Source organism: Burkholderia sp. Ax-1720, assembly GCF_011753035.1.
In the GTDB taxonomy this organism is placed as follows: Bacteria; Pseudomonadota; Gammaproteobacteria; order Burkholderiales; family Burkholderiaceae; genus Burkholderia; species Burkholderia gladioli.
Genome location: NZ_VWWK01000072.1, coordinates 17,301 through 33,125 on the forward strand (window position 1 = coordinate 17,301; position 15,825 = coordinate 33,125).

The window sequence follows — 15,825 nt, forward strand, 5'->3', positions numbered from 1 at the left end:
GCTGGCGTCGGGGGCAAGCGGGCCCCGGCGAGGCCCCGTTCAGCGCGACCAGCGCGCCAGCGCCACGCCCGCCAGCGCCACCGCGAAGCCGGCCAGTTGCAGCGCGCCGAGCGTCTCGCCGAACAGCCAGTAGCCCTGCAGGGCGGCCAGCGGCGGCGCCAGGAACATCAGCGAGGTGGCGCGCGCGGCGCCGCCGTGGCGCAGCAGCCAGACGAACAGCACGATCGCGCCGCCCGAGAGCATCGCGATGCCCCAGGCCAGGCCGAGCCAGAGCGTCGGCGCGGGCTGCCAGTGCGTTTCGCCGAGCGTCAGCGCGAAGGCGGCCGCCACCAGCGCCGCGCCGGCGTTCTGGATCGCCACCGCGGTGCGCAGGTCGGTCTGCGCCACGGCGCTCTTCTGGTACAGCGAGCCAGCGGTGATCGAGGCGATCGACAGCACGGCCACCAGCACCGTGAAGGCCGAGGCGCCGGCGGCGCCATGTGCGGTGGCCGGCGCGGCCAGCTTCGGCGCCAGCACCAGCGCGACGCCCGCCACGCCGAGCGCCATCCCGGCCCAGCCGCGCGCGGGCAGGCGCTCGCCGAACAGCGGCACGGCCAGCACCGCGGTGGCGAGCGGCTGCAGCGCGCCCAGCAGGGCCATCACGCCGGCCGGCAGCCCTTGCGCCACGGCCCAGTAGCTGGCGCCGAGGTAGACACCCTGCAGCAGCGCGCCGGCCAGCAACTGGCGGCCCCATTCGCGCCGCGCCGGCCAGCGCGCCCGGCTGGCCAGCGCGATCAAGGCGAACAGCAGCGCGGTGCCGCCGAAGCGGGCCAGCAGGTAGAGATTCGGGTCGGCGTAAGGGGGGATTGCGCGGGCGACGATGAAACCGGTGGACCAGAGCGCGACGAACGCGGCGGCGGCGAGCAAGGCGGACATGCGGGGAAGGCCGGGTGGGGCGCAGCGGAGGAAAGCGCGCAGTATCGGCGCGATGGCGCCGGGCGTCTTGTCAAAAACTGCAGCGAGGCAGAGGGATGCGAGGCGGGAATGAAGCAGGAATGAAGCAGGAATAAAGCGGGGCCAAACCAGGGAGGGATCGAGGCGGCGCCGCGGCGAACGCGAAGCGCTCGCGGGCGCGGCGGTGGTTTGCGCCTTACCCGCGCCATGGCGGCGCGGTTCGCCCCCCGGCTCGCTCAGCCGAGCGCGAAGACCTGGTCGCCCTCGGCCGGCGCCAGGCCCAGGCGGCCGGCCAGTTGCGCGTGCAGGCGTCGCGCTTCCTCCAGCGTCAGGTCGATCCAGTAGGGATCGCCGGCGCCGTCGTTGAGGCGTTCTACGGGGAAGCGGATTTCGAGGGCGGCGGGCGATTCGGACATCGGGAACCCCATGGACAAGCCTGATCAACAAGCCCGGAGTGTAGCAACGCCATCGCGCCCGATTCACGCGGCGTCGGCAATACACCGTTTCAGATGGCGCAGGGGCCGGGGGACGGCTTGCGGAATGCTCACAGTCCTGTCAAGTTCACGTACTACAATAGGCCGCCCCTGGTTTTCGGTGCGTTCCCGGACCGCTTCATGCTTGCAGAACAACGTCATCAATACATCCTGTCGGAACTTTCCCGTTCGGGCGCCCTGTCGGTCGCCGAACTGGTGCGCACGCTCGGCGTCTCGCGCGAGACCATCCGTCGCGACCTGAACGCGCTCGCCACGCGCGGCCTGGTGGTCACCACGCACGGCGGCGCGCTGGCGGCGGACCGCCGCGAGCCCAGCCTGTCGGAGCGCGAGGCCGCCAATGCCAACGCCAAGCAGGCGATCGGCCGCCGCGCCGCCGACTTCGTGCCCGACGGCGCCTCGCTGCTGCTCGACTCGGGCAGCACCACGCACGCGGTGGCGCTGGCGCTGACCGACCGGCATCGCCTGACGGTCTATACCAACGACTGGCGCATCGCCTTCGCGCTGGCGCGCCGCAACGAGAACCGCGTGACCCTGCTGGGCGGCGAGCTGTCCGACGACGAGGACGCCACCTTCGGCCTCGACACGATCCAGCAACTGGCCCAGTACCACGTCGATTTCGCCTTCGTCGGCGCCGGCGGCGTGACGCCCGACGGCGACCTGACCGACTATTCGCGGATCGCCGCCGAGGTGCGCAGCCGGATGCTCGCCTCGGCCGCCACGGCGGTGGTGGTGGCCGACCATTCGAAGTTCGGCCGCGTCACGCCGGTGCGCATCAACGGCATCGAGAACACGCGCTACCTCGTCACCGATCGCGCGCCCGAGAAGACGCTGCGCCGCGCCTTCGCCGCGCGCGGTATCGAGTTGATCGTGTGTGATGCGTGAGTAAAGGGCCTCGTCTGGAAAGCAAAAGCCCCGCTTTGAGCGGGGCTTTTGGTCATGCGGTCCGAATCCGCTTACCAGACTTGGCTTGACCCTTGCGGGCGGGATGCCCCTTGCATCGGCTTACAGGACGTCATTGGCCTGAAATGATAAAGGCTGCGCGCCCGAGTATCGATGCAATATAGCCGCAGGCCCAACGCGATTACCCACCACCCACCGCCCAATCGAGCGCTTCCTCCCGCGACCCCGTCTTCACGCGATCGACACGAAAACGTCATCGCATCGTCATTGCGCTGGCAAGCTGCCCCGTGACACTGGCCTCTCCACCGAGCCGAGGAGCGAGCCGATGTCCGTCACCGTGCGCAGTTACCTGTCCCCGACCCTGGTCCTGCTGGCCTTCGACTGGCCGCAAGCCGCGAGCCGCGACGATTTCCTGGGTTTCGCGATCCGTCGCACGCCGGGCTTTCGCAGCACCGACGGCCAGACGCGCGCGGCCAGCAGCTGGCTGCCCAACCGGCTGACCTTCGACGGACCGGTGGCCGACACGCAGCGCGACGCGCCCACCGACCAGGCGCCGATCCAGAAATTCATGTGGTGGGACGCGCGCATCGATCCGCCCGATCGCGGCCAGTCGTTCCGTTACGACGTCTACCCCGTGGTCGGCCATCCCGACCAGTTGCAGGTGCTCGACGCCGAGGCCGGCCATTGCGCGATCACGCTGCCCGAGCACGTGGTGGACGGCATCGGCACCTGGTTCAACCGTGCCGTGGTCAGCTCGCAGGCCTTCTCTCGGCAGGTGGCGGCGCTCGGCCTGGGCCAGCACGACAAGCCCAGCGACGCCCAGGCGCTGGCGCTGCGCACCTGGCTGGCGAACGACCTGCAGCAGGTGTTCGAGCTGATGCTCGAGCCGGCCACGCGCGCGGCTTCGGCCGTCTATCACCTGACCGACACGCTGTGGGCGATCCCGGCCTTCGAGGCCTTCGGCAAGCAGCATGGCAAGCAGGCGCTGGCGATCGTCTACGACGCGCACCTCACCCAGCGCTCGGGCGGCAAGCCGCCGCTGCCCTCGCCGAACCAGCCGGCGGTCGACCTGCTGAAGGACCTCGCGAGCCTCGCGCCGAGAGACCGCACGCGCATCATGCACGACAAGTTCATCGTGACCGATGCCGCGAACGGCGATCCGCAGCCGGCTCGCCTGCTGACCGGCTCGGCCAACTTCACCACCGAGGGCATCACCGAGCAGGCCAACGTGCTGCACAGCTTCGACTCGGCGATCCTGGCCGGGCTCTACAACGATCGCGCGCGCTCGCTGGCCGCCAATCCCTCGATCGCCGACACGGCGAAGCTGAGCCACGGCTGGTCCGAGCCGGCCCGGGTCGGCAGCGCGAGCGTGCGCGTGGCCTTCTCGCCCGAGCCCGGCAAGCAGCGCACCGAGATCGACACGATCGTGGCGGCGATCCAGGCCGCCCGGCATTCGGTGGTGTTCTGCCTGTTCATGCCGACCGACGCGCCGCTGCGTGACGCCTGCTTCGCGGCCGGCGACGCGGGGCGGATGATGTTCGGCCTGGTCAACAGCATCAGCGTGAAGGGCGCGCAGGCCGCCGAGGCGAACCAGCAGGACGGCAAGACGCTGAACAGCTCGCAGCTCGCGAACCTCTCGCTCTACCATCGCAGCCGCGAGCAGCGCGACGTGATCGACGCCGAGTATTTCTCGCCGGCCACCGTGCCCAAGGGCTTCGAGCCCGAGATGCGCGTATTCCCGGGCGAGGCCGCGCCGCCGTATCCGCCGGTGGTGATCCACCACAAGTTCATCGTGATCGATGCCGAGGGAGAGAATCCGATCGTCTACACGGGCTCGGCCAACATGAGCTCGAACTCGGAGCACTACAACGACGAGAACCTGCTCGAGATCCGCGATCGCCGCATCGCCGGCACCTATCTGGCTGAATTCCTGCGGCTCTACGAGCACTACCGGGCACGGGCGCTGGCGATCGAGGCCAAGCGCAGCGGCGGCGCCACGCACGCCGACGCGCATCCGAGGCTGAGCCTGCAGCCCGATTCACGCTGGGCGAGGAAGTATTTCGTCGAGGGCAGCCCGGAGGCGAAGGCGCGGATCGCGCTGGCGACGCCGGTGAAGGACGTCTGAGGCGGGCAGGGGAAGAGAGGACGGGCGACGGCGCCGCGAGGCGCGCGCCGTCCAGGCGCGGTTCAGCGCTTGATGTAGCCGAGCACGCTGTCGGCGATCATGGTGCGATGCCGCACGCGCAGGCGCGGCGCCGACGGATCGCGGCCGAACGCGGCGCCGAAGGTGTAGCGGTTCGAGACGCGATGGAAGCAGAAGGAACTGATCATCAGGTGCAGGTCGAAGGCGTCGATGTCGGCGCGGAAATCGCCGGACTCGACGCCGCGCGCGAGCAGTTCCTCGATGGTCTTGATGATGCTGACATTGCGGTTCTTGAAGGACTTCAGCTGCTCGAGATACTTCGCGCCGTGGATGTTCTCGATCGAGACCAGGCGCACGAAATCGCGATGCCGGTCGTGGTAGTCGAAGGTGAACTCGACGAGCCGGCGCATGCCTTCGTCGGGTGACAGTTCGCCGACGTTCAGTTCGAGTTCGAGCGCGCGGATGTCGCCGTAGACCTTCTCCAGCACCGCCTCGTACAGCCCTTCCTTGCTGTCGAAGTAGTAATAGAGCATCCGCTTGGTGGTGTTGGTGCGTTCCGCGATCGCGTCGACACGCGCACCCGTGAGGCCCATCGCCGAGAACTCCTGGGTCGCGACCTCGAGGATGTTGCGCTTGGTCTGCTCCGGGTCGTACTTGCGACGGGATTCGTCGCGGCGCGTACCGCGGGCCGGCTGCGCGCCCTGGTCGGGCGCGTCGGTGTTGCTACCTTGTTTCATGTGATTGTGTCGGCGGCTGGATCCGGCGCATTCTAGCACGCGGGTTCCGGCGCTCCGGGGCGGTTCCGGGGGGCGTTTCGCGTGCGTCGCAGCCCGCATCGCGAGCGGTTTGCGACGCTCAGGACGGGCTCGAATCGTGCGGCGGCGCCACGCGTGCGAGCTTCGCTTGCCGCCGCGATTTCTCGTTGATGACCTGATGACGGCGGTGGTCCGTCATCTTGTTCCAGCCCCGGATTTCCTCGCGCGTGCGCAGGCAGCCGATGCAGAGCCCGGTCTTGCCGTCGAACCTGCAGATCTCGACGCAAGGCGATTTGACCGCCATCGCTCAGGCTCCGGCGGGTGCCGCGTTGACCTCGATCGTCAGGTGCGACAGATCCCGGAAGCGCGCGAGCGCCGAGCGATAGAAGCCCGGGTCGCGTCGCGCCTCGCGGGTGGCCACCGAGACGATCGCGCTCATGTGCCCGGGGCCGACGCGCCAGACATGCAGGTCGAGCACGGTATCGCCCTGGTCCTCGATCACGTGGCGCACGTTCTCGGCCATGCGCTGGCCGGGATCCATGTCGAGCAGGATGCCGCCCGTGTCGCGTATCAGGCCCCACGACCAGTTGGCGATCACCAGCGCGCCGATCACGCCGGCCAGCGGATCCATCCACAGCCAGCCGAAGGCGCGCGCCAGCAGCAGGCCGGCGATGGCCAGCACCGACACCGCCGCGTCGGCGATCACGTGGAAGTAGGCGGCGCGCAGGTTGTGATCGCGATGCGTGGCGGCCGGAGCCTGGTGGTGATCGTGCCGGTCGTGATCGTCGTGATCGTGATGTCCGTCGTGAGGTTCGTGAGCATGACCGTGAGCGTGGCCATGGTCGTGGCCGTGATGCCCGCCGCCCAGCAGCCAGACGCTGGCGAGGTTGACCAGCAGCCCCAGCACGGCGATCGGGATCGCCTCGCCGAAGTGGATCGGCACCGGCGCGAAGAAGCGCGCGACGGCCTCGTAGCCGATCAGCAGCGCGATCATGGCGAGCACGATCGCGCTGGTGAAGCCCGCCAGGTCGCCCAGCTTGCCGGTGCCGAACACGAAGCGCCGGTCGGTGGCGTGGCGGCGCGCATAGGTGTAGGCCAGCGCGGCGATCAGCATGGCGCCGGCATGGGTGGACATGTGCAGGCCGTCGGCGACCAGCGCCAACGAGCCGAACAGGCTGCCGCCGACGATCTCCGCCACCATCATCGCGCCGCACAGCGCGATCACCATCCAGGTCCTGCGTTCGTTGTCCCGGTGAGACTCGCCGAGGAATACATGCTCGTGCCGCGCGCCGGCGGCGGACTGATCGGTCCTGCTCATGCTCGCCCCTTACTTGAAATAGCTGTGGATGATCTCGACCAACTGCTCGGTGCCGCTGCCGTGCCCGTGGTCGGGCTCCGCATCGACCAGGTGCGTGCGGATGTGATCCTCGAGCACCACGGCCAGCAGGCCGTTCATCGCGCCGCGGGTGCTGGTGACGAGCTGCAGCACGTCCATGCAGCCGCGCTCCTCCACGAGCGCGCGCTCGATCGCCTCGACCTGCCCCTTGATGCGGCGGATCCGGTTCAGCAGCTTCTGTTTTTCGCGAATCGTGTGGCTCACGGCCGATACTCCCTGAATACGCCAGGGCGCCATCTTACTCCAGATAGGGTAGGGGGGTATACTTTCTCGCGCTGAAACGAAGCGGCGCGCCGCCGCCGGCATGACATCCGGGGCGAGGCGTGTCGCTGCCCCTCAAGCCCACGGCGCCACGGCGAACAGCTTGGCGATCCACTCCACGAAGGCACGCGTCTTCGCGGCCTCGTGCTTGACCGAGGCACGCACCACGCTCACGCCGGTCTCGCCCTTGACCTCCCAGTCCGGCAGCACCTGCACCAGGCGGCCGTCGGCGAGCTCGCGTTGCACCAGCCAATCGGCCGCCATGATCAGCCCATGGCCGGCGATCGCGGCCTGCACCACCGCCTGCGCGTCGTCCATCTCCAGGCGCCCGCCGACCTTGATCGCGCGGCTCCTGCCATCGCGCTGCAGATGCCAGATCGGGTGGGTGACGAGCCGCGTGAAGGAAATGCATTCGTGTCGCGCCAGGTCCTCGGCTTCCGTCAGCGCCGGCCGCGCATCGAGGTAGGCGGGCGCCGCGCAGATCAGGCGCCGCGTCATCGTCAGGTGCCGCGCGATGAGCCGGCTGTCCTTCATCTCGCCGATGCGCACGCCCGCGTCGAATTCCTCGGCGATCAGATCGACGTAGCGATCCGCGTAACACACCTCCACGCGGATCCCGGGATACCGGGCGAGGAATTCCGGCAGCCGCGGCGCGATCCAGAGCCGCCCGAAGGCGACCGGCAGGCTCAGCCGCAGCAGGCCGGTGGGCGACGAGGACATGGCGCGCGCCTCGTCCTCGGCATGGCGCACCATGTCCATCGCCGAGCGCAGCCGCTCCCGGAAGCGCGCGCCGGCTTCCGTGGCCGCCACCCGGCGCGTCGAGCGTTCGAGCAGGCGAATCCCCAGGCGGGTTTCCAGCGCGGCCACGCGCCTCGACACGACCGAGCCGTCTCGCCCCAGGCGACGCCCGGCCGCCGAAAAACTACCTGTCTCGAGCACTGCCAGGAAGGCTTCGGCCTGATCCGCTTCGATACTGTTCATTCGTGCACCCGATGCAGCAATGTTGTGTTTTCGAGGCGAATTATAGGGCCGTCGTCCCGCTAGCATCTGGCCTTCCCATTTCATTCGGAGGCTCCCCATGCGGGCATTTCAATTGGCATCGCTGTCGCTCGATTCTCTCCATTGCATCGAGGTCCCCACGCCGGCACCCGGCCCCGACGAAGTCCTGATCCGCCAGCGGGCCGCGAGCCTGAACTACCTCGACCTGCTGGTGGCGTCGGGGCGGCTGGGCAGCGCCGAGGCGCCGTCCTTCATTCCCGGCACGGACGGGGCGGGCGAGATCGTCGAGGTCGGCAGCCGCGTGCGGGGCTGGTCGGTGGGCGAGCGGGTCGTGCCGGGGCTGGTCGTGGACTGGGTGGCCGGCCCGCTCACGCGTGCCGTGTCGGAGCGCATGCGAGGCGTGACCCTCCCCGGTTCGCTGGCCGACTACGCGGTGGTGCCCGCCAGCGCGCTGGTCCGCATTCCCGAGCCGCTGTCGTTCCTCGAGGCCGCCAGCCTGCCGATCGCCGCCACCACCGCGTGGAACGCGATCCTGGAAGCCCGGGTCCGGCCCGGCTCGACCGTGGTGCTGCTCGGCACCGGCGGCGTCAGCCTGTTCGCCCTGCAGTTCGCCAAGGCGGCCGGCGCGCGCGTGATCATCACCTCGTCGTCCGACCGCAAGCTGGAACGCGCTCGCCAACTGGGCGCGGACGTCACGATCAACTACCTGACGACGCCGGCATGGGACGAGGTCGTGCTGGCGCAGACGGCCGGCGCGGGCGCGGACCTGATCGTGGAGACGGTGGGCGCGGCGACCTTCCCGCGCTCGCTCAACGCGGCGGCCTATGCGGGGACCATCTTCGTGGTCGGCTTCGTCAGCGGCATGGAGCTGACGATCCCGGTGCTGCCGATCGACCTGAAGACCTTGCGCATCATCGGCAACAACACCGGCTCGACGGCGAACCTCGCCGACGCGGCGCGTGCCGTCGCGCAGGCCGGGATCAAGCCGGTGATCGACCGGGTGTTTCCTTTCGAGGAAGCGCGCGAGGCCTATCGCCTGCTGCAGGGCGCGACGCATTTCGGCAAGATCGCGATCGAGATCGATCCGCGCTGAGGCGCGTCGGCGCGCGGCGGGGCGGCACGCGATGGATCGCGCAGCACCGGCGGCGCCTGCCGCTCGACGCCGTCGGTGCGCTCAGCGCCGCCGTGCCGCCAGTGCGTCGCGCGCCTGCCACGCGCTGTAGGTCAGTTGCGCGGCCGCCAGCCCGGCCAGCCCATAGGCCGGCACCAGCCCGAAATGCGCGAACGCGGCGGGCACCGGCGCGGCCCCCGCGATCGCATCGGCCAGCACCTCGCCGGCCACCGTGGTCGGCGCCATGCCGTGGCCGCCGAAGCCGACCGCGTGCCAGATGCCGTCGGCGTCGCGGCCGATCTGGGGCATCTTGTGCCGCGCGTAGCTCATCAGGCCGCCCCAGGCGAACTGCACCTCGACGTCGCGCAACTGCGGATAAACCAGCGCCAGGTCGCGCTTGAGCAGCCGCGTGATCGCTTCGGGGCCGCGCTCGCGGATCGAGATGCGGCCGCCCCACACAATGCGCGTGTCGGCCATCGGGCGGTAGTAGTCGAAGGCGAAGCGCGTGTCGTAGACGGCCGAGCGGCAGGCGATCGCATCGGCGAGCCGCGCGCCCAGCGGCTCGGTGGCGATCACGTAGGTGGCGATCGGCAGCACCGCGCGCTCGACGCGACGATGCACGCCGCGCGCGTAACCGCCGCCGGCGAACACCACGTCCTGCGCGTGCACCTCGCCATAGGCGGTCGACACCACCAGGCCGGCGCCGCGCCGCCGGATCGACAGCACCGGCGTGCGTTCGGCGATGCGCGCGCCGCCTTGCCGGAGCGTCCGCGCGATGCCGAGCACGTACTTGAGCGGATGGAAGTGGAAGGCGTTGCGCTCGAACAGGCCGCCGTGATAACGCGAGGTCTTCAGGCGCTGCTGCAGCTCGGCGGCGGCGAGCGGCTCCCAGTCGACGCCGAAGGCCTGCTTCATCAGCCGGCGCGGCGCGTCGAGCCGCGCCGGGTCGGCGAACCAGTTGGCGAGGATCACGCCTTCGTCGACCAGCTCGCAATCGATGCCATGGCGCGCCACGCGCGCGCGGATCCGGTCGACCGCATCGAGGGTGAGGCCATAGAGGCGGCGCGCCTCGACCGGGCCGAGGCGGGCCAGCAGCTCGGCGTTGTCGAGGCTGTAGCCGCCGAACACGAAACCGCCGTTGCGGCCCGAGGCACCATGGCCGACATGCTGCGCATCGAGCACGATGACGTCCGTGATGCCGCGCTCGACCAGCCCGAGCGCCGTGGAAAGGCCGGCCAGCCCACCGCCGACCACGCAAACGCGCGTCTCGACGCGGCCCGACAGCGGCGCGTCGGCGGCGGGGCGGGTGACGCTGGCTTCGTAGTAGTTCTGCATCGTGACGCGACTCCGCGGGAACGGGACGTGCCGGCATCCTAACCCGCGAGCGGCGGCCCGGCGAGATCGGGCAAACACGCGCGGGTCGCGGGACCTCGGGATGTCGGCGCGAGCCGATCCTCGCGCGCGGGCTCTGGTATCTTCTGCCGATCGGCATCGTCACCGGGCGGCGCCGCGCGTCGCCTATCCGGAGCGCGCCGCCGCCCGGTCCGCCCCGTGCCCGGCGCCGGCATGCACCGCGCCGCCGCACGGATCCACGCGAACCCTCATACATGGCCAACCCATCATGACCGCCACGACGACTCCCTCCCTGTCCATCCAGCCCCTGCTCGCCGAACTCGGCGTCGATCTTGCCGCCTGGCGCGGCGACGCGCTGACGGCGCGCTCGCCGCTCGACGGCAGCGTGCTGGCCACCCTCGCCACCGACAGCGCCGCCGACGTGACGCGCAAGATCGACGCCGCGCATGCCGCCTTCACGCGCTGGCGCACGGTGCCCGCGCCCTTGCGCGGCGAGCTGGTGCGCCGCTTCGGCAACGTGCTGCGCGAGCACAAGGCCGCGCTCGGCCGCCTGGTCACGCTCGAGGCCGGCAAGATCGCCTCGGAAGGGCTGGGCGAGGTGCAGGAGATGATCGATATCTGCGATTTCGCGGTGGGCCTGTCGCGCCAGCTCTATGGCCTGACCATCGCCTCGGAGCGCCCCGGCCATCGCATGATGGAAACCTGGCATCCGCTCGGCGTGTGCGGCGTGATCTCGGCCTTCAATTTCCCGGTCGCGGTGTGGTCCTGGAACACGGCGCTGGCGCTGGTGTGCGGCGATCCGGTGGTCTGGAAGCCCTCGGAGAAGACGCCGCTGACGGCAATCGCCTGCGATGCGCTGTTCGCGCGCGCGGTGCGCGAGTTCGAGGCCGAGCATCCCGGCGTGGCGCCCGAGGGCCTGAGCCAGTTGGTGATCGGAGGGCGGGAGGTGGGCGAAGTGCTGGCCGCCTCGCCGAAGGTGCCGGTGGTCAGCGCGACCGGCAGCGTGCGGATGGGGATCGAGGTCGCCAAGGTGCTCGGCGCGCGGCTCGCGCGCAGCATCCTCGAGCTGGGCGGCAACAACGGCATGATCGTCGCGCCGAGTGCCGATCTCGACTTGGTGGTGCGCGCCGTGACCTTCGCCGCGGTCGGCACGGCCGGGCAGCGCTGTACCACGCTGCGCCGGCTGATCGTGCATCGCGAGGTGGCCGCCGCGCTGCTGCCGCGCCTGGAGAAGGCTTTCGCCTCGGTGAAGGTGGGCGATCCGCTCGACGCGGGCACCCTGGTGGGCCCGCTGATCGACCGCGCGGCCTTCGACGCGATGCAGGCGGCGCTGGCCGATGCGCGCGAGCAGGGCGGGGTGGTGACGGGCGGCGAGCGGGTCGAGGTGGCCGGCGCCGAGGCGTTCTACGTGCGCCCCGCGATCGTGCGGATGCCGAAGCAATCGGCGGTGGTCGAGCGCGAGACCTTCGCGCCGATCCTCTACGTGCTCGAATACGATGCGCTCGACGAGGCGGTGGCGCTGCACAACGGCGTGCCGCAAGGGCTCTCCTCGTCGATCTTCACCAACGACATCCGCGAGGCCGAGCAGTTCATGTCGGCCGCCGGCAGCGATTGCGGCATCGTCAACGTCAATATCGGCACCAGCGGCGCCGAGATCGGCGGTGCCTTCGGCGGCGAGAAGGAAACCGGCGGCGGCCGCGAATCGGGCTCGGATGCGTGGAAGGCCTATATGCGCCGCGCCACCAATACCATCAACTACAGCCGCGAGCTGCCGCTCGCGCAGGGCGTGAAGTTCGACGTCTGAGCGCGCCGCAAGCCGCGAATCCGCATCGAGGCGCGCCCCGGAGGCGCGCCTTTTTCATGTCGCCTGGGCCTGCCGGTGGAAGCGGTAGTCGGTGTAGCCGCGCGCGTCGCCGCCGTAGAAGGTCGCGCGATCATAGGGATCGAGCGGTACCTCCATGCGCAGCCGCTCGGGCAGGTCGGGGTTCGATATGAACAGGCGGCCGAAGGCGACCAGGTCGGCGCCCCGGCGCTCGACGATCCGTCGGGCCGATCCGGCATCGAAGCCGCCGGCCACGATCAGCGTACCGGTGTACCAGCCGCGCAGCTCGGCGGTCGAGATCGCCTGCGCATCGGCCTCGACATCCTCGTTGCCGCGAATCCGCGGTTCGATCGCATGCAGGTAGGCCAGCCGGTAGCTATCGAGCCGCTTCACGACATGGGCATGGGTTGCACGCGGATCGCTGTCCGACATGGTGCCGTAGCTGCCGCTCGGCGAGAGCCTCACGCCGACGCGATTCGCGCCCCATTCGGCCACCACCGCGTCCAGCACGTCGAACAGGAAACGGGCGCGGTTCTCGATGGTCCCGCCGTAGAGGTCGTTGCGATGGTTCGAGCCGTCGAGCAGGAACTGGTCGAGCAGATAACCGTTCGCCGCATGCAACTCGACGCCGTCGAAACCGGCCAGCCGGGCCAGCGCGGCGCCGCGCCGGAACTCGTCGACCACGCCCGGGATTTCGTCGAGCGACAGCGCGCGCGGCATGACCTGCTCGGCGTCGACGATCCGGCCGGCGGCATCGCGGATCGCCGCCTGCTCGCAGGCGCGGATCGCCGACGGCGCGACCGGTTGCTCGCCGCCGATATTGGCCGGATGCGCCTGGCGTCCAGCATGCCAGAGCTGCAGGAAGATCCGGCCGCCCCTGGCGTGCACGGCGGCCGTGACCCGCTGCCAGCCGCGTACCTGGGCATGCGTGAAGATGCCGGGTGCGTCGGCGTAGGCGATGCCGAGCGGGGAGACGGCGGTTGCGTCAGTGATCAGCAGGCCGCCTTCGCTCGCGCGCTGCGCGTAGTACTCCGCCATCAGCGCGCCAGGCACGTTGCCGGCATCGGTTCGCATCCGTGTGAGGGGCGCGAGGACCACGCGATGGTCCAGGGCATAGGGGCCGACGCGGGTGGGGGTGAACAGCGGATCCATGGGTGCTCCGAGGGGCTGGAAGGGATGCACCATGATCGGCGGCAGCGGTGCCGCGCCGCTAGCGGGGGCCCGGCGATAACAGCCATTCCCGGCAGGAATGAACGATCGCGTCGGCTCGGCCTCCGCCCTGGCCGATGTCGCCGCGTCGGCTATCGCGACGCGCGCGCCGCCGTCGAGCCCCGCACGATCAATTCCCCCGGCAGCACCAGCGTGCGCGCCGACATCGCCGGCTCCGCCAGCCGTTGCGTGAGCAACTGCATGGCGTTCTTGCCGATCTCGTAGACGGGCTGCGCGATCACGGTCACGCCGGGCGTGACCAGGTCGGTCCAGGCATCGTTGTCGAAGCCGGCCAGCGCGACGTCCTCGGGCACGCGCGCGCCGGCCTCGCGCAGCGCGCGGTAGGCGCCGAGCAGCAGCAGGCCGTTGCTGGCCACGATCGCCTCGGGCCGTCCCGCCGCGGCGGCCTCGCCCAGCCAGGCGCCCACGCGCTGGCGCGCGGTTTCCGCGTTCGGCTCGACGAATTCGGCGCGCCCTTCCAGGCCGTGGCGGGCCAGCGCGTCGAGGAAGGCCGCGTGACGTTCGCGGCCGGTGGTGCTGGCATTGCCGAACAGCCCCGCCACCCGGCGATGGCCGCGCGCGATCAGGTGCTCGACCAGCCGGCCGGCCGCGTCGCGGTTGTCGAGCGTGACCGCGTCGGCGGTGCCGGGCGGCCCGGCGCGGTCGATCATCACCACCGGGAAGGCGTAGGCGCTCGCGTCGAACCGCTGCGCGGCCGCGTGGGTCGGCGAATAGATCACGCCCGTGACGCGCTCGCCGGCCATCAGGCGCAGGTACATCGCCTCCTTCTCGGGGTTCTCGTCGGTGTTGCAGAGGATCACGCGCATGCCCTGCGCGTAGGCGGCATCCTCCACGGCGCGGCTGACCTCGGTGAAGAAGGGGTTGCGCACGTCGGAGACGATCAGGCCGATGGTGGCCGTGTCGCCCGAGCGCAGCCGGCGCGCGGCGGCGTTGGGCCGGTAGTCGAGCCGCTCGATCACCTCGAGCACGCGCCGGCGCACGCTGTCGCGTACCGGGCCATTGTTGGACAGCACGCGCGAGACGGTGGTGACCGACACGCCGGCCGCCTCGGCGACATCCTTGATACGTAGTGCCATATCGACTGGTATCGATTTCAGTTCTTGGATCGGGAAATACCCTGATTCGACGGGATCGCGACAGCGGCCCTGGACCGCCGCGGATGCCCGGAAGCAGGCGTGCCTGCGCATTCTAGCGGGGCTTGCGGCGAATTTCAGCCGATTTTCAAATCTCCAGGGCGGCTTGACGGAAAAAGTGGTATCGATTTCAATACGCCCATTCCAACGAATCGTCAGGAGACGCGATGTCGTCCTTGCTTACCGCGGGGCAGGTCCGGCTCGCCGCCCGGGCCGCCTCCCGCCACGATGCGATCGACCAGGCCGGCGCGCTGCTGGTCGAGGCCGGCGTGATCGAGCCGGCCTATGTGGCCAGCCTGCACGGCCGCGAGCAGGTGTCGAACACCTATCTCGGCCATGGCGTGGCGATCCCGCATGGCCTGCAGGAGGACCGTCACCTGATCCGCCGCACCGGCGTGGCCGTGCTGCAACTGCCCGAGGGCGTCGAATGGCGCGACGGCGAGCGCGCCCGCCTGGTGGTCGCGATCGCCGCGCAATCGGACCAGCACATCGTGCTGCTGCAGCGGCTGACGCGCCTGATCGGCGATCCGGCGCGGCTGGCGCGGTTGCTGGCGACGCGCGACGCACAGGCGATCGTCGATGCGCTCGACGGCGATGCCGGCGCGGCGCCCGCCGCCGGCTCGGCCGCGATTGTCCATGCCACGCCGGCCGATTACGCCGAGCGCGTCGAGCTGGTGCTCGACTATCCGCATGGCCTGCATGCCCGCCCCGCCAGCGCCTGGGTGGCCAGCGCGAAACGCTTCCAGGCCGCGCTGCGCGTGCGTCACGGCGATAGCGCCGCCGATCCGAAGAACCTCGTCAGCCTGCTGCAGCTGGGCGCCACCGCGAATGCCGCGCTGGTGCTGTCGGCGCAGGGCGTCGACGCGGCCGAGGCGCTGGCCGCGCTGAAGCGGACCATCGAGGCCCTGTCGGCCGAGGAGCACGCGCGCGCCGACGCGGCGAAGCTGCGCCGCCAGCAGGCGCAGCCGGCGCTCTGGACGCCGCGCGATCCGGCCACGGTGATCGAGGGCGTCGGCGCCGGCCCCGGTTTCGTGGCCGGGCCGGTGCGCCTGATGCGCTCACGCACGCTCCAGATCGAGGACCGCGCCGACGATCCGCTCGACGCCGCCACTCGCCTCGAGGCGGCGCTGGCGAGCACCGCCCGCGAGCTCGAGGCGCTGGCGCGCGAAACCGCCGCGCGGCTCGGCGAGGCCGAGGGCGCGATCTTCGTGGCGCAGCGCGAATTGCTCGACGACGCCGCGCTGCTCGACGAGACGGCGCGGCGGGTGGTCGACGGGCACGGGCTGGCCTGGTCC

At 70.5% G+C, this 15,825-nt stretch carries 15 protein-coding genes; 5 read left to right on the top strand and 10 right to left on the bottom strand.

The window, feature by feature from the left end:
- Positions 1–39: 39 nt before the first annotated feature.
- Both F3J18_RS20505 and F3J18_RS20510 read right to left on the bottom strand, forming a co-directional pair.
- A complete protein-coding gene (locus F3J18_RS20505) occupies positions 40–915 on the bottom strand; it encodes a DMT family transporter (RefSeq protein ID WP_166913886.1) in 876 nt (291 codons plus the stop codon).
- A gap of 254 nt (positions 916–1,169) precedes the next feature.
- Entirely contained in the window at positions 1,170–1,349 is a 180-nt protein-coding gene (locus F3J18_RS20510) for a hypothetical protein (protein ID WP_025100711.1), read from the bottom strand.
- Between the two features lie 198 nt (positions 1,350–1,547).
- Between F3J18_RS20510 and F3J18_RS20515 the strand changes: the two genes are divergently transcribed.
- Entirely contained in the window at positions 1,548–2,309 is a 762-nt protein-coding gene (locus F3J18_RS20515; RefSeq protein WP_013689396.1) for a DeoR/GlpR family DNA-binding transcription regulator, read from the top strand.
- A gap of 343 nt (positions 2,310–2,652) precedes the next feature.
- Complete coding sequence (locus F3J18_RS20520) at positions 2,653–4,452, top strand: phospholipase D-like domain-containing protein (RefSeq protein ID WP_166913888.1); 1,800 nt, start codon at positions 2,653–2,655, stop codon at positions 4,450–4,452.
- A 62-nt stretch (positions 4,453–4,514) separates the two neighbouring features.
- Here the strand turns inward: F3J18_RS20520 and F3J18_RS20525 are convergent, their stop codons facing one another.
- The 5 genes from F3J18_RS20525 to F3J18_RS20545 all read right to left on the bottom strand — a co-directional run bounded on the left by F3J18_RS20525 (position 4,515) and on the right by F3J18_RS20545 (position 7,863).
- Entirely contained in the window at positions 4,515–5,207 is a 693-nt protein-coding gene (locus F3J18_RS20525; protein WP_166913890.1) for a TetR family transcriptional regulator, read from the bottom strand.
- 118 nt (positions 5,208–5,325) lie between these two features.
- Complete coding sequence (locus tag F3J18_RS20530) at positions 5,326–5,529, bottom strand: DUF1289 domain-containing protein (RefSeq protein ID WP_025100708.1); 204 nt, start codon at positions 5,527–5,529, stop codon at positions 5,326–5,328.
- A 3-nt stretch (positions 5,530–5,532) separates the two neighbouring features.
- The gene (gene dmeF / locus F3J18_RS20535) at positions 5,533–6,543 is read right to left on the bottom strand and encodes a CDF family Co(II)/Ni(II) efflux transporter DmeF (RefSeq protein WP_166913892.1); all 1,011 of its coding nucleotides are present in this window, start codon (positions 6,541–6,543) and stop codon (positions 5,533–5,535) included.
- A gap of 9 nt (positions 6,544–6,552) precedes the next feature.
- Positions 6,553–6,825 carry a metal/formaldehyde-sensitive transcriptional repressor gene (locus F3J18_RS20540; RefSeq protein ID WP_025100706.1) on the bottom strand — a complete coding sequence of 91 codons (273 nt, stop codon included), beginning with the start codon at positions 6,823–6,825 and terminating at the stop codon, positions 6,553–6,555.
- 132 nt (positions 6,826–6,957) lie between these two features.
- Positions 6,958–7,863 (bottom strand): LysR family transcriptional regulator, encoded by a 906-nt coding sequence (locus F3J18_RS20545; protein WP_025100705.1) that lies wholly within the window; start codon positions 7,861–7,863, stop codon positions 6,958–6,960.
- Between the two features lie 97 nt (positions 7,864–7,960).
- Between F3J18_RS20545 and F3J18_RS20550 the strand changes: the two genes are divergently transcribed.
- Entirely contained in the window at positions 7,961–8,974 is a 1,014-nt protein-coding gene (locus tag F3J18_RS20550) for an NAD(P)-dependent alcohol dehydrogenase (RefSeq protein ID WP_166913894.1), read from the top strand.
- 81 nt (positions 8,975–9,055) lie between these two features.
- On the opposite strand, the gene F3J18_RS20555 is transcribed toward F3J18_RS20550, so the two are convergent.
- A complete protein-coding gene (locus F3J18_RS20555; RefSeq protein ID WP_166913896.1) occupies positions 9,056–10,327 on the bottom strand; it encodes an FAD-binding oxidoreductase in 1,272 nt (423 codons plus the stop codon).
- Between the two features lie 286 nt (positions 10,328–10,613).
- Between F3J18_RS20555 and F3J18_RS20560 the strand changes: the two genes are divergently transcribed.
- Complete coding sequence (locus F3J18_RS20560; RefSeq protein WP_166913898.1) at positions 10,614–12,149, top strand: aldehyde dehydrogenase family protein; 1,536 nt, start codon at positions 10,614–10,616, stop codon at positions 12,147–12,149.
- A 54-nt stretch (positions 12,150–12,203) separates the two neighbouring features.
- Here the strand turns inward: F3J18_RS20560 and F3J18_RS20565 are convergent, their stop codons facing one another.
- Together F3J18_RS20565 and F3J18_RS20570 are read right to left on the bottom strand one after the other, a co-directional pair.
- Positions 12,204–13,319 (bottom strand): alkene reductase, encoded by a 1,116-nt coding sequence (locus F3J18_RS20565; RefSeq protein WP_025101088.1) that lies wholly within the window; start codon positions 13,317–13,319, stop codon positions 12,204–12,206.
- Between the two features lie 149 nt (positions 13,320–13,468).
- On the bottom strand, positions 13,469–14,473 hold the full coding sequence (locus F3J18_RS20570) for a LacI family DNA-binding transcriptional regulator (RefSeq protein WP_025101089.1): 1,005 nt from the start codon (positions 14,471–14,473) through the stop codon (positions 13,469–13,471).
- 224 nt (positions 14,474–14,697) lie between these two features.
- Here F3J18_RS20570 and F3J18_RS20575 point away from each other — a divergent pair.
- Positions 14,698–15,825 (top strand): HPr family phosphocarrier protein (locus tag F3J18_RS20575; protein WP_166913900.1); only part of this gene is annotated, 1,128 nt, incomplete at its 3' end.